Below are 935 nucleotides of genomic sequence, written 5' to 3'. Positions count from 1 at the left end.
CCCCGGTGCCGCCGCAGCCCCCCGCGGGCCAGGGCTGCGGGGCGTCGGGTGCGGACGGGGCGTCGGGTACGCCCTGACCCGCGGGGGGCTGCGGCGGCACCGGGGCGTCCGGCACGGGCGGCTGGGGCTGCGCCGGCACCGGCGCCGCTTCGTCGGCGGGACGGGCGGCCCCGGCCCGACGGCGCCGCCCGGTCGGCGCGTCGGCCGGGTGCGGCTGGGGCGGCGTGTGGTCCTCGGCCTGGTCGTGCGGTACGGCGTCGTGGCGGCCCTCGTCGAGCGGGGCGTCACCGGGGGCGGCCGGGCCGGGCACCTGGGTCCGTGTCTGTGCCTGCGCGGTGGCGTTCGCCTGTGCCTGCGCATGGGGAGCCCGGGCGTGCTCCGTGACCCGGCTCTGAGCCTGGACCTGCCCGACGTGACCGGCCGCCGGAGCGCCCTGCGCCGGGCCTTGCACCGGTCCCGGCGCAGTCGCCGCGTCGCCGTCGGCCGGCCGGTCCGCGTCGGCGGGCGGCAGGGCGAACACCTGACGCGGCGCCGCCTCCTGGGCGGCGGCCCGCTCGTTCGCGGAGGCCAGGGCACGCCGTCGGCGGCCGGTCGGCCGGTCGGCGTCCGCCGGGTCCGACTCGCCGGCCTGCGCGGGCAGCGCCGGGGGCAGCGCCTGCTGCTCACCGCCGTCCTGCCGGGTACGTCCTCCCGCGGGCGCGGGCACGCCCTGCGGCGGTACGGTCCCGCCCAGACCGGTGTTGGAGGCCGCGGCCCCGCCCCGGTCACCGGCCATGACGACGGCGCCCTCGGACACCCCCGCCTGCGCTCCCGGCGGCAACTCGGCGACGCCGGTGGACGCGGCCTCGGCGGGCCGCCCGCGCCGACGCCCGGTACCGCCGGGCCCGGACCCGTCCCCCGCCGCCTGGGCGGGCACCGGAAGGGGGGCGGAGGGC

General features: G+C 83.0%; 1 pseudogene. It reads right to left on the bottom strand.

Annotation, left to right across the window (positions count from 1 at the left end):
* Positions 1-916 (bottom strand): annotated as a pseudogene (locus tag DMH12_RS38615) (nickel transporter); the annotation flags it as partial.
* Positions 917-935 lie beyond the last annotated feature (19 nt).

Source organism: Streptomyces sp. WAC 04229, assembly GCF_003947455.1.
Lineage (GTDB): Bacteria > Actinomycetota > Actinomycetes > Streptomycetales > Streptomycetaceae > Streptomyces.
The sequence above is the reverse complement of the archived record's forward strand: the minus strand, read 5'-3'. Positions and strand labels throughout refer to the sequence as shown.